The following is an 18,163-nucleotide window of genomic DNA, read 5'->3' as shown; positions in this document are numbered from 1 at the left end:
ACCGCCGCTCCGGCGCGGTGATCGGACGGTGGTCTCCTCGTCCGTCACCCTGCCGGGCGGCCTGCTCACGGGCCTTCACCAGCAAGACGATTCGCGGTCAGGCCGATACGACACCCCGATGAAGATTGTTGCGCTTAAACCGCGCCGGGACCCTCTTGCACCCCGCCGGGGTCACCCCTTCAAGGCGGCCTCGGGTTCGTCGTGGGTGATGTGCATGAGCTGGCGCCAGAGCGCCACCACGAAGACGGCGGAGCCGGCGAAGGCGAACCAGAAGGGGGCGGTCACGCCGTACCGGGCGGCCAGCGTCCCGCCGATGAGCGAGCCGACGACCAGGCCGCCGAAGACGCAGATGGTGTTCACGCTGCCCACCCGGCCCTGCAGCTCGGCCGGGACGGCTCGCTGGCGGACGGTGACCGACGTGGTGCCCCAGATGAACGCGTGCGCGCCGAATATCAAGAAGATCACCGAGGCTGCCCATGGGGAGGTGGTGAGCGCGAGACCGAGATGGGTGAGCGTCTCCAGGATCAGTCCGACGCGCATGATCACTCCGAGGCTGAACCGGCGGGTGATCGCCCCGTAGAGGGAGGTGCCGATGAGCCCGCCGATGGCGCTGATCGTGGTGAGCAGGCCGAAGCCGATCGGGCCGAGGTCGAGTCGTTCCAGGCTGTAGAGGACCAGCACCGACCAGGCGGCGCCGAACGTGATGTTGAAGATCAGGATGGTGAGAGCCAGAGTCCGTACGGCGGCGTGCCGGACCGTCCAGCCGATCCCTTCCCTGAGGTCGTGCCAGAGGCCCGCGCCGCCGGCGCCGTTCTCCCGCCCGTGCGGCGGCAGCGTGACCCGGGAGATCATGACGAGCCCGGCCGTGACGAGCAGGAGCTGCCCGGCGAACGGCCAGGTCGCCCCCGCGGTGAAGAGCAGCGCGCCCAACGGCGGTCCGGCCAGCTGGTTGAGGGTGAGGAACCCGGTCTGCAGCCGGGCGTTCGCGACCGCGAGATCGTCGCGGGCGACCAGCATCGGGGTGAGCGTCGAGGTGGTGTTGTCGGCGAACACCTCGGTGATCCCGATGAGCGCCAGGGCGATCAGCGCCCAGGTCACGGTGACGGTCCCGGTGACGATCATCGTGACCAGCCCGGCCAGGATCGCCAGCCGTACGGCATTGGCCGTCAGCACGATCCGCCGCCGGTCCAGCCGGTCCGACAGCACCCCCGCGTAGAGGCTGAACGCCAGCGGCGGCGCCCAGCCGATCAGCGCCCCCAGGGAGATCAGGAACGGGTCGCGCGTCAGCGACGCGATGAGCAGCGGCGCCGCAGCCATCGCCACGCCGTCGCCGAAGTTGGTCACCCAGCTCGATCCCAGCAACCATCGGAACGATGACCCCAGCCGTTCGGGCACAAACCGCCCGATTACCCTCCGCATCACAGTCCAAGGACCTTACGGTCCCATCCCCGCCAGGGGCAACGCGAATTGAGCACCTCACGGCGGACCCGTCGCCGTGCCCACCGGCTCCTGATCCCCTTCACGGTGAGCGGATATCCAGGTGAGACCGGTACGCAAGGCTCGTATCCTCATGGATCATGACCGTGGGCTTTCTGTTCTGCGCCGATCCGCTCCGGCCCCGGCGGGTCGATCCGCACTTCGCGCCGGAGGCACTGGCCGTACGGGACAGGGGAGGACGCCTGGCGCTGATCGATCATGACGCTCTGGTGGCGGGCCGGGCCGAGGAGGCGGTGGCGCGGGTGCCGGACGGGTTCGGCCCGGTCTGGTACCGCGGCTGGATGGTGCGCTCCGAGCAGTACGCGGCGCTGGAGGAGGCGTCACGGGCCAGAGGATGCCGCCTGCTCACCGACGCCCGCGCCTACCGCCGAGCCCATGAGCTGCCCGGCTGGCTGGACTGCTTCCGGGAACTGACCCCGCGCACGGCCGTGGTGCCGATGGCGCCGGGTGAGCGTGCGCCGTCCGGGGAGCGGCTGACCCGGCCGGCGGGCGGGCTGGGGGAGGCGGGCTTCGTGGTCAAGGACTATGTGAAGTCGCGCAAGCACGAGTGGGCGGAGGCGTGTTACGCGCCCGGCCTGGACGCGCTGGAACGGGTCGCCGCGCGCTTCGTCGAGCTGCAGGGCGAGGACCTGACCGGTGGCCTGGTGATCCGGCGGTTCGAGCGCTTCACCGGGGCCCAGGTGCGGGTGTGGTGGGTGGACGGGGAAGCGGTGTTCGCCGGGCCGCACCCCGACAGTCCCGATGAGGCCGTCGAGCAGCCTGGGATCATGGGTGAGGTGCGCGAGGCGGTGCGGAGCCTCGGCGCCCGGTTCGTCACGACCGATCTGGTACGGCGGGCCGACGGGCTCTGGCGGGTCATCGAGGCGGGTGACGGGCAGGTGAGCGACTGGCCGGCCACGGCCGATCCCGGGGTGCTGGCTGATGCGCTGCTCACGGTCGAGGGATAGGGTTTCCGCCCTGGGAAGGAATCACTGATCCGCTGTGCCAGGACTGCGCCGTCCACGCTGGTGGGTCGCCCTGGGGATGGCGGTGCTCCTGTTCGCCCTGGCGGTGCCGCACTTCAGCGGCTCCGCTCCGTTGCCGCAGGATCCCGCGCAGGAGCGTGGATGCCCCATGTTCATGGGGATGAACGGCCCTCCGGGAGCCGCGGCGGTCGAGCCGCAGGACCGGCAGCTGATGTACCTGTGCTACGCGCACCGGCACTTCGGCGACCTGCCGGACGACGGTACGGCGGGTCCGGGCCGCCATGTGGGTGAGCACAGGCGGAATCCAGGCGTGGGAAGAGGGCCACAGCGGTCTCGACCACTCGGGCGAGTTCCTGGCCAAGGGCAGGGGCAGGGTCCATCTCACCTGGGGAGGTGCTGATCGTCGTCTTCCCCGCCTCGCCGCGGAACCCGGCCGGATGAGGACGTCGCCGGGCGCGCCGTGGCGCGGGAGGTCAGAGAAGGAAGGTGAACAGCGGCGAGCCGGGCGGGATGCGTTCAACCGTGAGCGGGCTGGCCTTCATCCGGAACAGGAGGCTGTCGAGGTGACCGGCCCGCTCCAGCTCGATGCCGACGAGCGCCGGGCCGGTTTCGCGGTTGTTCTTCTTGACGTACTCGAAGGCGATGATGTCCTCGCCCTCGCCCAGGACCTCGTCCAGGAAGTGGCGCAGGGCACCGGGACGCTGCGGGAAGGTCACCAGAAAGTAGTGCCGCAGCCCGATGTGCACGAGCGAGCGCTCCAGCACCTCGTTGTACCGGCTGACGTCGTTGTTGCCGCCCGACACCACGCAGACCACCGGCCCTGCGGAGGAGGACGGCAGCAGCTCGCGGGCCGCGGCTCCCGCGAGGGCTCCGGCGGGTTCGGCGATGATGCCGTCGGTCTGGTAGAGGTCCAGCATCTCGGTGCAGACCGCCCCCTCGTCGACCGCGACGACCTCGTCGACCAGGTCCTTCACCAGGGGGAACGTGGCGCCTCCCACCTTTCCGACGGCGGCGCCGTCCACGAAGGTGTCCAGCTCGGGCAGGGCGAGAGGCCCGCCGTGGTCGAGGGCGGCGCGCATGCTGGCCGCTCCGGCGGGCTCGGCTCCCACGATGCGGGTGGCGGGTGAGTGCTCGCGGAGCCAGACGGCGATTCCGCTGATCAGGCCGCCCCCGCCGACCGGGACGACCACGGTGTGCGGCGCCTCCCCGCACTGCGCCAGGATCTCCAGGCCGACCGTGCCCTGCCCGGCCATCGTCCTGACGTCGTCGAACGGATGCACATAGATCGCGCCGGTGCGCTCGCTGTCGGCGTGCGCGGCGGTGCTCGCCTCGTCGTAGGTGCCGCCGCCGACCACGACCTGCACCCGGTCGCCGCCGAGCGCCGCGATGCGCTCGCGCTTCTGCCGGGGCGTGGTGGACGGGACGTACACGCGCCCGTCGATCCCCAGACGCGCGCAGGCGAACGCGACTCCCTGCCCGTGGTTGCCCGCGCTGGCGCAGACCACGCCGCGCCGCCGTTCCCCCTCCGTGAGGGAGGCGATCAGGTTGAACGCTCCGCGCACCTTGTAGGAGCGGCAGACCTGCGAGTCCTCGCGCTTGAGCAGTACCCGGCCACCGAGCAGATCGGACAGCCGCTGGTTCGGCTCCAGCGCGGTACGGCGCACCACCGGCCGCAACCGCTCGGCCGCCTGGCTGATCATCGCGGCGGTGAGACGGTCGGTCATGCACACTCCTGGCACAGCGGTGGGTCGAGGGGGCGGATCAACGGATGGTAACAAGGCGCTGCGTGGTGACGACGGCGATCGAACAGGCGATCACCGGGAACGGCGCCCGTCACCAGGCGAGCACCCCAGTCACAACGGTCCCGGAGGGTCCCGCGATTCCCGCCCCGCCGCCCCGCCGCCCGGGAGCGGCCGCCGGGACCGCGGAACATCCGATCAGCTGATCCGCGCAGACCCCGGTGCGGCGGCGGAGCGGCTCAGGCGTCGCCGTCGTTCCCGCGCAGAGCCGCCGCGAAGCGCCGGCCCGGCGCCGGGTCGACCCCGAAGCGCTCGGCGTAACGTTCGTGAACCTCCTCCCACCGCTCGTGCGCCTCCTCTTCGGAGACGTCCTCGCCGGCGAGATGAGGTTCGAGCCGCGAGAGGTAGGCGTCCCAGCCGGCGGCGGTCTGCGCCGCGATGCCGCGGTCGTCGATGACGTGGACGAAGACCAGGCGGCAACCGTCTCCCTCGGGGGCCAGGTCGAAGCTGTACGGCTGGCCGGCGTAGGTCCACGCCAGGCGACGGGGCGGATCGACCTCGGTCACCTCGACGGTCGCGCCGGCGGCCTCGAAGGTCTCACCCACCGCCGGTGTCCAGTCGACGGCCGCGGGGAACCAGCGGCCGAGCTCGGCCGGCACGCTGACGGCCCGCCACACGCGCTCGACCGGGTAGGCGAGGGTGCGCTCGAAACGCAGCGCGGGGCGGCCGTCGATCGTTTCCAGGGTTCCTTCGTTCATGGGTTCTCCTCCAGATGGTGTTCCAGGGCGTCGAGGCGCTGCGACCAGAACGCGCGGTAGGGCTCCAGCCACCGGTCGACCTCGGCGAGCGGTTCGGGACGCAGCGCGTACACGCGCTGCTTGCCCTGCGTGCGCACCGCGACGAGTCCGGCCTCGCGCAGCACTTTGAGGTGCTTGGACACGCCGGGCTGGCTGAGGTCGAGGTGTTCCACCAGTTCTCCGGCGGGCCGCTCGCCGTCGCGCAGCAGGTCGAGAATCTGTCTGCGGTGCGGCTCCGCCAGGGCTGCGTAGGCGCTCATGTGGTCATATTTCCATATGGAAATATGATTTCGCAACCCGGGGCTGGATCGTTTCCAGGACCGGATCGTTCCTCCGGGTGGCCTGCCACCGGGTCGTGCTCCCGGGTCTGCCGATCTCCGCACCGGGCCGCCCGCCCGGCCGCCATGACGCGAACTGGCGCGATCGATATCTTCTGTCATGATGAGGGCGTGCCTGTCCTCCGCCTGATGCGCGCCGCGGTGTTCGCGATCGTGTGCGCGATGGCGTCGCTGGGCATGCACGTGCTGGCCGGAGGCGCCGCCGTCGACCCGGCCGTCCTCGCCGGGACCATGCCGCCGATCATGGGTGGGGCGTTCGTGCTGGCCCGGCGGGAGCGGGGCCTGGGCGTCCTGCTGGCCGCGGCCTTCGCCACCCAGTACGGCCTGCACCACGTCTTCTCCGTGGCCGCGGTGCCGCCGCTCCCCGCCCACGCCCACGGGGGCCTGGCCGCGGACGTGGCCATGGTGCTGGCGCACGCGGTGACGGCGCTGCTGTCGGCCCACTGGCTGGAGCGCGGTGAGAGCGCGCTGGCCACGCTGCTGCGTCTGCTGGTGGCCTCCGTCCTCATCCTCCTGGCCGGGTGGGTGCCGGCCGTACGGCCCGCCGTCTCGCGGCCCCCCTCGCACAGCGGGCCCTCGTTCATCACCCGGCTGCTGGCCGCGGCCGTCTCCCGGCGCGGGCCGCCGGTGGGGTTCTCCGTCATCTGATCCGGGCCGTCTGATCCGGGCCGTCTGACCCGGGCGTCTGACCCGGGCGTCTGACCCGGACCGTGTGCCCGTCCATCATGCGCCGCGAGTGCGGGCCGTCCGAGCCCGCGCCGCAGTGCCACCTGCCTGTGCCGTCCGCCAGGGGCGCCTGCCACCGTGCCGCCGGGCACGGTGACCGCGCCCGAGGACTCCGGTCACCGCGGCGGCATCGACCATGACGAATCCCTGCCGTGATGCGTATCTCCCTGTGCGCGTCCCCGCAAAACGGAGAACCCCTTCATGACCTCTGACGTACGCGAGCTCCCGCCCGCCGCCGAACAGCCCCGTCCCGCCACCTGGCCCGCGCTGCGCGCCCTGCTGCTGCGCCTGCACTTCTACGCCGGCATCCTCGTCGCGCCCTTCCTGCTGGTGGCCGCCACCACCGGCCTGCTGTACGCCGCCTCCTTCCAGATCGAGAAAGCCGTCTACGCCCACGAGCTCACCGCCCCCGTCCCGGCCGGGCAGGCGATGCTCCCGCTGACCCGGCAGATCGCCGCAGCCCGGGCCGCGCACCCGCAGGGCACGATCGGCGCGGTACGGCCCGCCGAGCCCGGGGCGACCACCCGCGTCCTGCTGGATGTGGAGGGCCTGGCCGAGTCCACCCGGCTGGCGGTCTTCGTCGACCCCTACACCGGCCGGGTACGCGGCACCCTGGAAAGCTACGGCAGCTCCGGAGCCCTGCCGGTGCGCGCCTGGATCTCCACGCTCCACCGCCACCTGCAGCTGGGCGAGCCCGGCCGCCTCTACAGCGAACTGGCCGCCAGCTGGCTGTGGGCCGTCGCGCTGGGCGGGGTGGTGCTGTGGCTGAGTCACCGCCGCCGCGCCTTCCGGCCCGACCGCACGATCAGGGGCCTGCGCCGTACGCTGTCCTGGCACGGCTCGGTGGGACTGTGGATCGCCATCGGCCTGCTGTTCCTCTCGGCGACCGGGCTGACCTGGTCGGCCTATGCCGGGGCGAACGTCGACAAGATCCAGACCGCGCTCGGCTGGACCACCCCGGCCCTGTCCTCCTCGAGTGGGGACCACTCCGGCCATGCGGGGCACTCCGGCGGTGCTTCCGTCGAGGCCGATGCCGACCGGATCGTGGCCGCGGCGGCCGGCGCAGGGCTGTCGGGTCCGCTGGAGGTCGTCTGGCCGGCCGAGCCCGGCGTGGCCTTCACCGTCAAGGAGATGGACCGCGAGTGGCCCCAGCGCAACGACCAGGTCGCCGTCGACGCGGAGACCGGCCGGATCGCCGGGGAACTGCGCTTCGACGACTTCCCGCTGGTGGCCAAGCTGATCCGGTGGGGCATCGACGGGCACATGGGCGTGCTGTTCGGCCTGCCCAACCAGATCCTGCTGATGGCGCTGGCGGCCGGGCTGATCTTCATGATCTTCTGGGGCTACCGGATGTGGTGGCAGCGCCGCCCCACCCGCGGGTTCGCCGCGCCGTACGCGCGCGGCACCTGGCGGACGGTGCCCACGGCCGTGCTGCTGCCCGTGGGCGCGGCCGCGGTCGCGGTGGGGGTGTTCATCCCGCTGCTGGGCATCTCCCTGCTCGCCTTCCTGGCCGTCGACGTCGTCCTCGGCAGGATCAAGGCGTCCGGCTGACCCCGTGCCGGACCGCGCCCCGGCGGGCAGCGCTGATGAGCCTGGAATCGCGGGCCGATTGGCCCTGGATGTCTTCACGCGGGAGAGCTGGGATGGAAGGGACGACCAAGCGGAAGTAAAGGAGAGAGGCCATGCCCGATCCCGTTGTCGTGGGCACCGACGGTTCGGCCGCCGGTTCGGCCGCGGTGGAATGGGCCGCCGACGACGCGGCGCGCATGCGCGCGCCCTTGCGCGTCGTCTTCGCCGCCGACCGCCCGCCGTACGACATCCCCAGACTCTCCGCCCAGGAGTGGGGCGACGCCCTGACCCGCAACGCCGAGCGGGTGCTGGCCGAGGCCGAGGCCCTCGCCCGCAAGCGGCAGCCGGAGATCAAGGTCACCACCCGGGTGATCGAGGGCGCGCCCGCGGTGGTCCTGCGTGAGCAGGCCGAGAGCGCCGCCGAGGTCGTGATCGGCAGCAGGGGTCTGGGCGGCTTCGCCGGCGCCGTGCTCGGTTCGGTGAGCGTGCACGTGGCCGGGCACGCCCGCGGGCCGGTGGTCGTCGTCCACTCCGGCGCCCGGGAGACGTACGGGGAGATCGTGGTCGGCATCGACGACTCGCCGCAGTGCGATCCCGCCCTCGCCTACGCCTTCGAGCAGGCCGCGCTGCGCGGCGCCCGGCTGCGGGCGGTCCACGCCTGGCAGCTGCCGGTGCACGCCTACGCCCCGGAGCTCCTGTCCGATATGGAGGAGATCCGCCGGGCCCGGCGCCGGGTCGTGGCCGACAAGCTCGCCTCATGGCGGCAGACGTACCCGAAGGCGACCGTGGTGGAGGACGTCCGCCCGGCCCACCCGGTCGAGGCGCTGAGCGCGGCCTCGGAGCAGGCGGACCTGGTCGTGGTGGGCTCCCACGGCCGCGGTGCCCTCGGCTCCCTGGCGCTGGGCTCGGTCAGCCGCGGGGTTCTGCACCACGCCCGCGGCGCCGTGGCCGTGGTCCGCTCACCGCGCGCATAGAACCGCCCAGAAGTCGGTGGACAGCGAAGCGATCGCGCGGTGACCGGGCCGCTCCCGAACGCGCACCGCCGGGGTGAGGAGTCCCGTCGCCGGGCCCGAACCGGCGGCGCGCGCGGTGAAGCGGTGAGGTGTCAGGCACCGCGTCCGGGGACCGGGACGGACAGGCGCGGCCGCGCGGGCACGGACTCGTCGAACTGCAGGTCCTCCCAGCCGGCGACCGAGGCGGCGGGGGGAACGTACAGTGCGACCTTCGCGCCCCAGCCGCTGAACCTGGTCTTGACGGTGACGGCGCTGCGGGAGCTGTAACGCAGGTTCTGCGTGGATTCGGCGTAGGCGCTGACCAGCTGGCGGGTGCGCTGCCTGCCGTCCAGCCACAGCTTCCAGCGCACCTGCATCGTGGCGCTGTCTCCGCGCGGCTTCTCGCCGACCATGGAGCGGAACGACGGCGAGACCGCGTACAGCTGGTCGACGGTGATGACCCCCCTGTGCAGGGTGGTGCGCGCTCCGTCGATCCTTCCACCGCGGCCGGTGGACGCGGTGGTGGCCAGCAGTCGCTTGAGGGTGGCCGGCTCCAGCACGTTGACCGGCTGGAAGGACATCAGGAAGGGCTCGTCTCCGCTGCCGCGCAACCATTCCTTGCCTTCCGGCAGATTGCCGAGAAGATCATCGTCGCGCAGGTAGGAGACCTTCGGGAACGAGATGAGCCGCAGCGGTGATCCCCAGGCGCCTCCCGGGCCCTTGAACTGGAAGGTGAGGTCGGAGCCGACCACCTTGGAGGAGCCGAACAGATAGGTGCCCTTCTGCTCGTACCGGGTGGTCATCGAGTTCTTCGCCGAGCCGCCGTAGAAATCGACCGACGTCATCGTCTGGGTGACCTTGACGCCGTGACCGGCGGCGAACTGCCGCTTGAGCGCCGTGACCGGGCCTGCCGGAACCGGCTGCGCCGCGTGGGCGGGCGCGGCCAGCACGGGCGTGATCATCGCGGCGACGGCCGCGGTGCTGAGGGTGGCGATCCATCGCCTCATCGGACTACTCCCTGTCGGCCCTCTCGTCCCTGAGAGGGCGAATCATTCGGATGCGATTCTTATCGAATCCGTACATGTTGGCCTACAGAGGGTAAGTGATCATTTAGCTAAATATATGGGTGTAAACCGGGCTGGAGGTAGATCTTTGACCTCCGGTGTCCACTCTGGGGTTCTTCGGCCACGGGCCTTCCTCCCTGATGCAACCGTGGTTACAGTTACCATGGTTGCATCAGGGAGGTCGAGAATGGGTAGGACGGTGCTGTTCGTCTGCCCGCACGGCGCGGGCAAGAGCCGGATCGCCGCCGCCTGGTTCGCCCGGGCGGCGCCGCCGGGCTGGGCGGTGACCACCGCGGGGCTGGAGCCGCAGCCCCAGGTCAGCGTGCATGCCCCACGACTGTTGGCCGGCAGCGGTGTGGAGCACCTCCTGGACGAGGAACTGCCGCGCCCGCTGTCGGCGATCACCGATCCCGCGCTGACGGTGACGATCGACTGCCCGCCGGGCGCTGTCGCCGGCGCGGTGGAGTGGCGCCTGCACCACCCGGACTTCGACGAGCGCATGGCCGCCGAACTACGTGATCGGGCCCGGGAACTGGCCCGGGAGCTGGCCCGGGAGCCGGACGCGTGAGGGGCACGGCCGACCGGTGGGTGCTGCTGGCCTATCGCATGCCCCGCCAGCCCTCCACTCCGCGCATCGCGGTCTGGCGAAAGCTGGACCGCCTGGGCGTGGCCCGCCTCGGTGACGGCCTGGTGGCGCTGCCCGCCGACGCCCGCACCCGCGAGCAACTGGACTGGATCGCCGAGGAGATCACCGAGATGGGCGGCAGTGTCACCCTGTGGCTGGCCAGGCCGGGCAGCACAGCCCAGGAACAGGCCATCGCCGCCGGTATGCGCCAGGCCCGCTCGGCCGAGTACCAGGCGGTCATCACCCAGGCCCGGGCCGCCGCCTCGGCCCGTCCGGGCGAGCGGGCCCGCACCGCCAAGCGGCTCCAGGCCGAACTGCGCCGCATCGGCCGCCGGGACTTCTTCCCGCCCGCCGAACGCGACGCCGCCCGCCTGGCCGTGCAGGAGCTGAGCCGGCGGAGCGCCCCTGACGTGACGGAGACGACCGGGGACAGCGTCGAGGCGGCCGGAGGGGAACCGCGATGAAGTGGGCCACCCGAGCCGGGGTGCACATCGACCGGGCCGCGTGCGCGTGGCTGATCCGCCGCCGCATCGACGCCGAGGCCGAGTTCGTCTTCGTCGACGACCCCGCCCAGGTCCCGTCCGGGGTCATCGCCTTCGACATGCGCGGCGTCGAGCTCGGTCACCACGGCGGTGACTGCAGTTTCGAGACCGTCCTGCGCCGTTACGAGCTGACCGATCCGGTGCTGTGGAAGATCGCTGAGATCGTGCACGAGGCGGACCTCGACGACGGGCGCTTCGACGCCCCCGAGGCTCCCGGCCTGGACGTGATCCTGCGCGGCCTGTCGATGACGTGCGCCGACGAGCGCGTTCTGGAGCTGACCGGCCCGCTGTTCGACGGGATGTACGAGTACTACCGGCGGGCGTTCCTGCTCGGCCGCCCGCCCGCCTGAACCGCCAGCCCGCCTGACGACCTGACAATCTGACGACCTGACGACCTGACGAAAGAGCGTCTCGTGACCGATCCGCAGCCCGTCGCCACCGGACCGGTGCCCGCCGGCGATGTGGTCCCGTTCCGCCAGGCCGTACGCGCCTGGTTCCTGATCAGTCTGCAGACCTTCGGTGGCCCGGCCGGGCAGATCGCCGTCATGCAGCGCACCCTGGTGGAGGAGAAACGCTGGATCGGCCAGCGGCGCTTCAACCACGCCCTGTCGTACTGCATGCTGCTGCCCGGTCCGGAGGCCCAGCAACTGGCCGTCTACGTCGGCTGGCTGCTCAACGGCACCCGGGGCGGCCTGGTCGCCGGTACGTTGTTCGTGCTGCCCGGCATGCTCGCGCTGCTGGCCCTGTCGGCCGTCTACGTCCTGTGGCGCGACACCACCGTGGTGGCCGCCCTGTTCGCCGGGATCGCCCCGGCCGTGCTGGCCATCGTCGCCCAGGCCGTCATCCGGGTCGCCAGACGCTCCCTGACCCATCCGGTGCTCGTCGCCGTGGCGGTGGCCGCCTTCGGCGCGCTGGCGCTGTTCGGCGTGCCGTTCCCCGTCGTGGTCGCCGTGGCCGCCCTCATCGGCTGGACGGTGCACCGGCTGGCCCCGCACGTCTTCGCCGGAAGCGACGGGCACGGCGGTGACGGCGGACCCGCCCCGCTGATCTCCGACGACGCCCTGCACCACGCCCGGCCGTCCTGGCGCTCGGCGAGGAGGATCCTCGCCGTCGGACTGGCCGCCTGGTGGCTGCCGGTGGCCGCCGTGGCGCTGCTCACCGGCCCCGACAGCGTCTTCACCACCCAGGGCCTGTTCTTCTCCGGCACCGCCCTGGTCACCTTCGGCGGCGCCTACGCGGTGCTGGCCTTCGTCGCCCAGCGCGCCGTGGAGACCTACGCCTGGCTGAGCCCGGGAGAGATGGTGCGCGGGCTGGCCCTGGCCGAGACCACCCCGGGCCCGCTGATCATGGTGGTGCAGTTCGTCGCCTTCCTGGGCGCCTACCGCGATCCCGGCGCCCTGACCCCCTGGGCCGGCGCCCTGCTCGGCGCCCTGCTGACCACGTGGGTCACCTTCGTGCCCTGCTTCCTGTTCATCTTCCTGGGCGCTCCCCACGTCGAGCGCCTGCGCCACAACACCGCCGTCGGCGCGGCCCTGACCGGCATCACCGCCGCGGTCGTCGGAGTCATCGCCAACCTGGCGCTGTACTTCGCCGAGCACACCCTGTTCACCCGCACCTCCATCTGGGCCTGGGGTCCGTTCGGCGTCCGGCTGCCCGACCCCGGCACGCTCAGCCCCGTCGCCCTGGCGATCACGGTGGCCGCACTGCTCATGACGTTCGCCCTGAAGTGGCCGATGCTGCGCATCCTGGGTGTCTGCGCCCTGCTGGGTGTGGGCACCGTCGTGTTGCCGTGAACGGCGGGGCCGTCACCGCGCGGCCGGCTCCCAGCCCCGGCGGGGCTGGGAACCCGGTAGTCCCCCCGATAAAGTCGATCAGGTGCTTCATCTCCGAATGATCGTTCCCGCAGAGCGCACCGGCGAAGTGAGCTCGATGCTCACCGACTGCGTCGCGGTGACCAATATCGTCGTCCTTCCGGGAGCGGCGCACCGGCCGGCAGGGGACGTGGTCTTCTGCGACGTCGCCCGGGAGGCCGCCAGCGAGCTGCTGGAGCGGCTGCAGGAACTCGGGCTCGACCAGGACGGGTCGATCGCGGTAGAGAACGTCGACGTGTCGCTCTCGGAGACCGCGGCAGCCGCCCAGGAAGCGGCTCCCGGATATGGCGACGACGCGGTCGTCTGGGAGGAAATCGCTCAGCGAGCCTCCGACGACGCCCGCTTGACCTGGGTTTTCCTGGCCTTCATCGTGATCGCCACCCAGATCGCGGGGATCGGCGTGCTGCTCGACTCTCCCATTCTGATCGTGGGGGCGATGGTGCTGGGGCCGGAGTTCGGTCCCGTCGCGGCGGTGTGCTTCGGCCTCCTCCGCCGGGATCTCTCTCTTGTCGGCGCCGCCGTCCGCACCCTCGCGGCAGGGTTCGCCCTGGCTATCGTGATCACTTTCGCGGCCGCGACCGTGTCCCGGTGGTGGGGCTGGATCGACCCCTCCTGGCTCGACGCCGTCGACCGGGAGCTGGAGTTCATCGTCAAGCCGGACAAATGGTCGTTCATCGTGGCCCTGCTCGCGGGGGCGGCGGGCGTCTTGTCGATCACGGGGGGCAAGTCCTCGGCGCTGGTCGGGGTCTTCATCTCCGTCACCACGATCCCCGCCGCGGGCAGCGTGGCCGTGGCGGTCGCCCTGACCCGCTGGGACGAGGTCACGGGGTCGCTGGCCCAGCTGGCGGTGAACCTCGCCGGAATGGTCCTGGCCGGCCTGGCGACCCTGCTCATCCAGCGTGTGGCGTGGCGGAACCGCGAGCTCGGCGTCCGGCCCTGAAGCCCGGCCGGGCACCCGCCGGGCAGTCATCTCCCGACGGTCGTGCGCTGGGCGCCGATGACCTTCAGTCACGCAACGGATCACGCGGATCGGCGTGCAGGCATGGGTACGGGACCCGGCGGCACGGGAGAAGGCCGGCTGCGGGGCTTGCATCCGGTACCCGGGTACAGGCTTACCGTCGGGGCATGAGACAAGACATCCCCCTTGACCAGGGCTGGGTGCCCTCGGCGTGCACGCTGCCCACGACTGAGCAGCCGCTGCGAGTGGCCGAGTTCGACGCCCTTTTCGCCGCGGCGGTCCGGTCGGTACGGCGCCCGCAGCGCACGCGGCTGCACCTGGAGCTCGTCTCCAGCCCGGACAACGCCGCCCGCGCCGCCGAGCTGGCGGTGCGGGAGAACGGCTGCTGCTCCTTCTTCACCTTCACTCTCATCGTCGCCGACGGCACCCTGGCGCTGGAGGTGGCCGTCCCGCCGGGGCAGGTGGAGGTGCTGGATGCGCTGCAGGCCCGCGCCGGTGCCTCATCCGCTTCCGGATGAGGCCGCCGCGTTCTGTCCTCTCAAGAGAGGCCCGGGAGCCGCGGACCGGATGATCACGCCGTCCTGTCCCTCCTGGGCGAGGCCGGCCGCCCGCCGAACAGCCCCGCACGGGGTGGCGGGCGCCTCAGGCGGCCGCGCAGACCGGCCGGGTGCGGCGCAGGTAGGACCAGGCGGCCACACCCAGCGCGATGCCGTATACGGCGAAGGCACCCAGTCCGATCCAGGTCACCAGCAGGGCGTCCCCCGGGGTGGGAAAGTCGCCCCGGGAGACACTCACGACACCTGACGTGCCGAGCGCGGCGCAGACGAGTCCGGCGGCTCCGTACGGCGCGAGTGTGGCGGCACCGAGCAACGCGGGGATCAGCGGCAGCCAGCGCGGCACCCGACGGCCGCGCAGGGCGGGTGCCCAGCGGGGGAAGCGCTGTCCCCACGGCCGTACCAGGCCGAGGATGAGGAACGCCCCCAGCGCGGCCAGCAGAACCGTGGCGTCGATGCCCCAGTGCTCAAGGGTGAGCAGCACTCCGGAGGCGCCGTCGCGTTCCATCGTCGCCAGCATCTGCGCACCGCCGACCCCGGCGAAGGTCCCGCCCAGCGCCCACGTCGTCTTCATGGCCGCATACGGCAGCACCGGTCAGCACGCCCAGTCCGGTCAGCGTGGCGGAGACGGCAGGCCGGTGGACCCGCCGGCCCCGAGGCCGTACGGCGGCCAGGATCGTCACCGACGCCACGACGGCCAGGATCACGATGATCCAGTTCAGGCCGACCGGCAGCGGTTCGCCGGCGCGGTAGAACACCGCAGTTCCGTTCGACACCGCGACCAGGCCGAACCCGCCGTACAGCAGTGCCCAGCCGAAGGCCGCGTACCCAGCCGAGGACGACCACCGGCGCCACCGGCCAGGCGCCGCGTTCACCGTACGCGCGTTCTCAACCATGCCCCCACCACCGGAACGCCGCGGTGATGCGCAGTGTGCTCGCCATGTCCCCGCACGCTATGCGGGAGGCGCTGTGGCGAAGCTGAGACGGGCTGAGAGGCGTCACAGGGGCCTCGCGCGGCGTCACCTCATCGCCGTCCCGTCCCCGGCGGCTGTTCCGCTATTCCGCGTAGGGCTGGTCCTCTCCCTGGGCGCTGTAGCCGAGGCTCCAGATGTAACCGTCCGGGTCGGCGAAGGAACCGCCGTACCCGCCCCACGGCAGGGGGCCGGCGGGCTTGAGGATCGTGGCGCCGGCCTTCTCGGCCTCCGCCATGATCTGGTCGACTCGTGCCTCGCTGCGGACGACGTAGGTGAGGACCAGCCCGCTGAAGCCGCTGCCCTCCGGGCTCGCGCCCACCTGTTCGGCCAGGCCCTCGCGGCCGTAGAAGCCGACGGGCGAACCGCCGTCCGGCTCGAAGAACACCGAGACGCCGTAGTCCTGCTGGACCTTCCAGCCGAGACCCTCGGTGTAGAACCGCTTGGACTGCTCCATGTCCCGGACGCCGAGGAGGATCGAGCTCACGTGCGCTTTCATGCCTTGTCTCCTTCGTGGGTTGGGGATGCACACAGGAGTCACGCTAGGGCGGCTTCACGACCGTCGCTTCTTCATTCCTGATCGGTTTGGCGGGTCCGGGGTGGGATCCGTACCGCTGCCACGGGCGAGGGCCCGGCTGTGTCCGTCGTCTGCTCGCCGGGTGTGCTCATAACCGCCTCCCCGCCCTTTCGTTCCTGACTCTGCCATCTTCGGGCAGCCCGGCCTATGTGCTGCGGCCCAGGAGCGCCGGTCGAGATCCACGTCGCCTTCGACGGCGATGAGCCGGACCTGGCGGCGGTTCGCGGCGGTCAAGCGCCGGTACGACCCCGGCAACCTGTTCGCCCGCAACCGCAACGTCCGGCCTCGGTAGGTCTGGGTAGCCCTCACCCACGCGGCCTGGGAGCCCGTACCCGGGAGACCCGGGGGCTCACAACTGACGCAGCGTCTGCATGGCGTCCCTCTCGATGCGTGAGAGCTCGTGGAGGACGGCGCCGGCCTGATCCAGATATCCCGGGTCGCCGCTCTCCCCGGCCTTGGTGATCAGTGCGGCCACGTCCGTCCACAGCGCGGCGGCCTCGGCGTACAGCCGGTGGCCGGTGCGCAGGCCGCCGTCGTCGATCAGCCGGGTGCACTCGTCGAGGAAGTCGCGGTAGAGGGCGCGGAACAGACCGCCGCCGGTGCCGCCCTTCTCCATGAGGAGGGCGGCCTGCGGCAGGTCCCGCCGCGGCTCGCCGGCGCGCAGCAGCCATCCGGGCACCTGTCCGGCGGCTTTCGCGATGCCGCGGTAACCCAGGTTCGCGATGGGGGCGGCGAGGAAGGCCTCGGCGCAGTCTCTGACGGCCGGGATGATCTGGTCCTGCCAGGACGGCGGACGGGCCGGCAGGGTGACGGTGAAGGAGCGGTTCCTGGCGGTCATCGGGCCGCGTTCGGCCCGCGCCCTGGCGAGGCTGTCGCGGCTGGTGCGCACCGCTCCGCCCTGCTGGCCGGTGTCCACCAGGTAGGCGTCGTGCTCGTCGTAGCCGTACATGGCGACGACATGACCGCCGAAGTGCACCTTGGACTGGAAATAGTCCAGGTGGTAACAGTCGAGCTGGAGGCCGACCGGGCGGCCGGCGTCGATGGGGGTGGCCACGTTCTGCCACGCCTTGCGCGGCGAGGCGGTCTCCTCGACCGTCAACGTCAGCCCCAGCCTGGCGGCCAGGTTCCTGGTGAGGTCGAAAGGCCTGACGCGGCCGCCGAGGAAGGGGAACGGCATGCCCTTGCCGTCCCAGTAGATAAAGGACAGGCCCGAGCCCAGCCCGAACAGCATGGGCTCGGACAGGTCGAGCCCCTCGTGCCGCAGCAGCACTCCCAGCGCCGTCGTCTCGCAGTGGTGCATGCCGCGGGTCTCGACGTCCTTCACAATGGTCACGCGTCGCTCTCCTCACACTGACCCGGCGAACGGTCACGCCGTCCCCGTCCCTGACACCTTCGTGATCAACCGCTGGGGCCGATGGAAGGAGCATGAGGCCTCCCACAGTGGGAGAGTCCAGCCGCACCGGGTCCTCCGGCCGGCCGCTCCCGTCCGGACCGCTCCCCGGCCGCCGGACTCCCGGTGCTCACGAGGCCGTCAGGCTGCCCGTTCGGCCAGTTCCAGGACCGCGCCGACCAGTTCGGACCCGTCCAGGAAGACGCGGTCGTTGTGGCCCGCGCCCGCGATCTCGACACCGCGGACCAGTCCCGGTGCGGCCTCGGCCACCGCCCGGCTCAGGCGGGCGGGCACGATGGTGTCGCGGGAGCCGAAGACGACCGTCGTGGGCACGTGCACGCCCGCCAGATGCTCGGTCACCGGGAAGCGGTCCCACAGCAGGGGACGCACCGGCAGGAAGGGGTAGTTCACCTGACCGGCGTCGGCCAGGTCGGTGAAGGGGGAGCGCAGCAGCAGCGCCGCGGGCGGATGCTCGGCGGCCAGTTCCGTGACCACGGCGGCGCCCAGGCTCTCCCCGAAGTAGATCACGGCGTCGCCGGAGCGGGCCAGGTGCTCCCGCGCCGCCCGGACGTCCAGGGCCAGGCCGGCCTCGCTGGGCCGGCCGGGGTTGCCGCCGTAGCCCCGGTAGTCCATGAGCAGCACCGACAGCCCCCGGGAGGCCAGGGCGCGGGCGAGCGGCGCCCGGTGCATCCGGTTTCCCGCGTTGCCGCCCGCGACGAGCACCGACACACCGCGCGCGGGTCCGGCGGCGGGCACGTGCCAGGCGCCCAGGCGCAGGCCGTCGGCGGTGATGAGGGTGACGTCGCGCGCCCCGGGCAGGACCGTGGCGGCCGGCGGGACCGGGGAGCCGTCGGGCAGGTAGATCAGACTGCGCTGGAACAGCCAGGCCAGGCCGACCACCAGGAGGGCGAGCACGAGCAGGGCCGGCACGCCGCGTGTGATCCAGACGGACATCATCGACCTCCCCGCCGTCCACGGTACGGGACAT

The 18,163-nt window shown here is 71.9% G+C and carries 21 protein-coding genes; 12 read left to right on the top strand and 9 right to left on the bottom strand.

Annotated elements, in window-relative coordinates; genetic code table 11:
- Positions 1-171: 171 nt before the first annotated feature.
- Positions 172-1,362, bottom strand: a complete 1,191-nt coding sequence (locus IEZ08_RS30480; protein ID WP_203863553.1) for an MFS transporter — start codon at positions 1,360-1,362, stop codon at positions 172-174.
- A 215-nt stretch (positions 1,363-1,577) separates the two neighbouring features.
- Here IEZ08_RS30480 and IEZ08_RS30475 point away from each other — a divergent pair, with 215 nt between their 5' ends.
- Positions 1,578-2,444: an ATP-grasp domain-containing protein gene (locus IEZ08_RS30475; protein ID WP_068923178.1), complete on the top strand. Its 867-nt coding sequence runs from the start codon at positions 1,578-1,580 to the stop codon at positions 2,442-2,444.
- Between the two features lie 491 nt (positions 2,445-2,935).
- Here the strand turns inward: IEZ08_RS30475 and ilvA are convergent, their stop codons facing one another.
- The 3 genes from ilvA to IEZ08_RS30460 form a co-directional block, all read right to left on the bottom strand.
- A complete protein-coding gene (gene ilvA / locus IEZ08_RS30470; protein ID WP_068923179.1) occupies positions 2,936-4,186 on the bottom strand; it encodes a threonine ammonia-lyase IlvA in 1,251 nt (416 codons plus the stop codon).
- Between the two features lie 254 nt (positions 4,187-4,440).
- Positions 4,441-4,959: an SRPBCC domain-containing protein gene (locus tag IEZ08_RS30465; protein ID WP_068923180.1), complete on the bottom strand. Its 519-nt coding sequence runs from the start codon at positions 4,957-4,959 to the stop codon at positions 4,441-4,443.
- Entirely contained in the window at positions 4,956-5,258 is a 303-nt protein-coding gene (locus tag IEZ08_RS30460; protein WP_068923181.1) for an ArsR/SmtB family transcription factor, read from the bottom strand. The genes IEZ08_RS30465 and IEZ08_RS30460 overlap by 4 nt, the downstream gene beginning before the upstream one ends.
- Before the next feature lie 189 nt (positions 5,259-5,447).
- Here IEZ08_RS30460 and IEZ08_RS30455 point away from each other — a divergent pair, with 189 nt between their 5' ends.
- The 3 genes from IEZ08_RS30455 to IEZ08_RS30445 all read left to right on the top strand — a co-directional run bounded on the left by IEZ08_RS30455 (position 5,448) and on the right by IEZ08_RS30445 (position 8,605).
- A complete protein-coding gene (locus tag IEZ08_RS30455; RefSeq protein WP_189243482.1) occupies positions 5,448-5,984 on the top strand; it encodes a hypothetical protein in 537 nt (178 codons plus the stop codon).
- Between the two features lie 279 nt (positions 5,985-6,263).
- Positions 6,264-7,613, top strand: a complete 1,350-nt coding sequence (locus tag IEZ08_RS30450; RefSeq protein ID WP_189243481.1) for a PepSY-associated TM helix domain-containing protein — start codon at positions 6,264-6,266, stop codon at positions 7,611-7,613.
- 131 nt (positions 7,614-7,744) lie between these two features.
- Positions 7,745-8,605 (top strand): universal stress protein, encoded by an 861-nt coding sequence (locus IEZ08_RS30445; RefSeq protein WP_068923184.1) that lies wholly within the window; start codon positions 7,745-7,747, stop codon positions 8,603-8,605.
- 131 nt (positions 8,606-8,736) lie between these two features.
- Here IEZ08_RS30445 and IEZ08_RS30440 read toward each other — a convergent pair whose 3' ends face one another.
- Positions 8,737-9,630 carry a hypothetical protein gene (locus IEZ08_RS30440; RefSeq protein ID WP_189243480.1) on the bottom strand — a complete coding sequence of 298 codons (894 nt, stop codon included), beginning with the start codon at positions 9,628-9,630 and terminating at the stop codon, positions 8,737-8,739.
- A 244-nt stretch (positions 9,631-9,874) separates the two neighbouring features.
- Between IEZ08_RS30440 and IEZ08_RS30435 the strand changes: the two genes are divergently transcribed.
- The 6 genes from IEZ08_RS30435 (at position 9,875) to IEZ08_RS30410 (ending at position 14,201) form a co-directional block, all read left to right on the top strand.
- A complete protein-coding gene (locus IEZ08_RS30435; protein WP_189243479.1) occupies positions 9,875-10,255 on the top strand; it encodes a hypothetical protein in 381 nt (126 codons plus the stop codon).
- Positions 10,252-10,776, top strand: coding sequence for a Chromate resistance protein ChrB (locus tag IEZ08_RS30430; RefSeq protein ID WP_203863552.1), 525 nt, complete (start codon positions 10,252-10,254; stop codon positions 10,774-10,776). The genes IEZ08_RS30435 and IEZ08_RS30430 overlap by 4 nt, the downstream gene beginning before the upstream one ends.
- Positions 10,773-11,204 carry a chromate resistance protein ChrB domain-containing protein gene (locus IEZ08_RS30425; protein ID WP_189243478.1) on the top strand — a complete coding sequence of 144 codons (432 nt, stop codon included), beginning with the start codon at positions 10,773-10,775 and terminating at the stop codon, positions 11,202-11,204. The genes IEZ08_RS30430 and IEZ08_RS30425 overlap by 4 nt, the downstream gene beginning before the upstream one ends.
- Positions 11,205-11,267: 63 nt before the next feature.
- The gene (gene chrA, locus IEZ08_RS30420) at positions 11,268-12,647 is read left to right on the top strand and encodes a chromate efflux transporter (RefSeq protein WP_189243477.1); all 1,380 of its coding nucleotides are present in this window, start codon (positions 11,268-11,270) and stop codon (positions 12,645-12,647) included.
- Positions 12,648-12,744: 97 nt separating this feature from the next.
- A complete protein-coding gene (locus IEZ08_RS30415; RefSeq protein ID WP_229803674.1) occupies positions 12,745-13,665 on the top strand; it encodes a DUF389 domain-containing protein in 921 nt (306 codons plus the stop codon).
- 185 nt (positions 13,666-13,850) lie between these two features.
- A complete protein-coding gene (locus IEZ08_RS30410; RefSeq protein WP_068923190.1) occupies positions 13,851-14,201 on the top strand; it encodes a hypothetical protein in 351 nt (116 codons plus the stop codon).
- Positions 14,202-14,325: 124 nt separating this feature from the next.
- On the opposite strand, the gene IEZ08_RS30405 is transcribed toward IEZ08_RS30410, so the two are convergent.
- A complete protein-coding gene (locus IEZ08_RS30405) occupies positions 14,326-14,811 on the bottom strand; it encodes a hypothetical protein (RefSeq protein ID WP_068923191.1) in 486 nt (161 codons plus the stop codon).
- A gap of 44 nt (positions 14,812-14,855) precedes the next feature.
- On the opposite strand from IEZ08_RS30405, the gene IEZ08_RS40395 reads away from it, so the two are divergent.
- Positions 14,856-14,990, top strand: coding sequence for a hypothetical protein (locus IEZ08_RS40395; RefSeq protein ID WP_268249381.1), 135 nt, complete (start codon positions 14,856-14,858; stop codon positions 14,988-14,990).
- Positions 14,991-15,293: 303 nt separating this feature from the next.
- Here IEZ08_RS40395 and IEZ08_RS30400 read toward each other — a convergent pair whose 3' ends face one another.
- Positions 15,294-15,707: a VOC family protein gene (locus IEZ08_RS30400; protein ID WP_068923192.1), complete on the bottom strand. Its 414-nt coding sequence runs from the start codon at positions 15,705-15,707 to the stop codon at positions 15,294-15,296.
- A gap of 277 nt (positions 15,708-15,984) precedes the next feature.
- Here IEZ08_RS30400 and IEZ08_RS30395 point away from each other — a divergent pair, with 277 nt between their 5' ends.
- On the top strand, positions 15,985-16,077 hold the full coding sequence (locus IEZ08_RS30395) for a BBE domain-containing protein (RefSeq protein ID WP_203863551.1): 93 nt from the start codon (positions 15,985-15,987) through the stop codon (positions 16,075-16,077).
- 57 nt (positions 16,078-16,134) lie between these two features.
- Here IEZ08_RS30395 and IEZ08_RS30390 read toward each other — a convergent pair whose 3' ends face one another.
- Both IEZ08_RS30390 and IEZ08_RS30385 read right to left on the bottom strand, forming a co-directional pair.
- A complete protein-coding gene (locus IEZ08_RS30390) occupies positions 16,135-17,118 on the bottom strand; it encodes a BtrH N-terminal domain-containing protein (RefSeq protein ID WP_189243476.1) in 984 nt (327 codons plus the stop codon).
- A 198-nt stretch (positions 17,119-17,316) separates the two neighbouring features.
- On the bottom strand, positions 17,317-18,129 hold the full coding sequence (locus IEZ08_RS30385) for an alpha/beta hydrolase (protein WP_229803672.1): 813 nt from the start codon (positions 18,127-18,129) through the stop codon (positions 17,317-17,319).
- Between the last annotated feature and the right edge of the window lie 34 nt (positions 18,130-18,163).

Source organism: Planobispora rosea (genome assembly GCF_014648175.1).
Lineage (GTDB): Bacteria > Actinomycetota > Actinomycetes > Streptosporangiales > Streptosporangiaceae > Planobispora > Planobispora rosea.
The sequence above is the reverse complement of the archived record's forward strand: the minus strand, read 5'-3'. Positions and strand labels throughout refer to the sequence as shown.